Below are 381 nucleotides of genomic sequence, written 5' to 3'. Positions count from 1 at the left end.
ATGCATCATATTTTTTAGTTTTAAAAATATCAGATATGTTAAACGTAAGGGACCCGGCCTTATCTTTCCAGAACTCATATTTTAATCCTGCATCTACACCGTAATTTTCCCTCATATAACCTTGAGCAGTAGTCTGGGTGCCTCCCATAAAGCCTCCACCCATCCCACCTCTTCCGCCACCACCGCCCATATTCAATTGTAATGCTGTGCGTGATTGATAATCACCAGAAACGGATGCTGTAAAATTTTTAGGCAGCTTAAATGACAGGTTCAATTTTGCAAACCAGCTGAATTGCTCATTGCTTAAATCCTTTTCAATATTATCTCCATCAATTACGGACTTGTAAGCATTAATGTTTGCGGTAATATCCAGCCAGCCTT

At 39.6% G+C, this 381-nt stretch carries 1 protein-coding gene; it reads right to left on the bottom strand.

Annotation, left to right across the window (positions count from 1 at the left end; genetic code table 11):
- Window positions 1-381, bottom strand: a 381-nt coding sequence (locus I6F37_RS45010) for an outer membrane beta-barrel protein (RefSeq protein ID WP_225155135.1), incomplete at both ends; no start/stop codon positions are given.

This window comes from Bradyrhizobium sp. NBAIM08, assembly GCF_020193935.1.
Classification (GTDB): Bacteria; Pseudomonadota; Alphaproteobacteria; order Rhizobiales; family Xanthobacteraceae; genus Bradyrhizobium; species Bradyrhizobium yuanmingense.
Note: the sequence above shows the minus strand (reverse complement) of the source record. Positions and strands in the feature narration are given on the sequence as shown.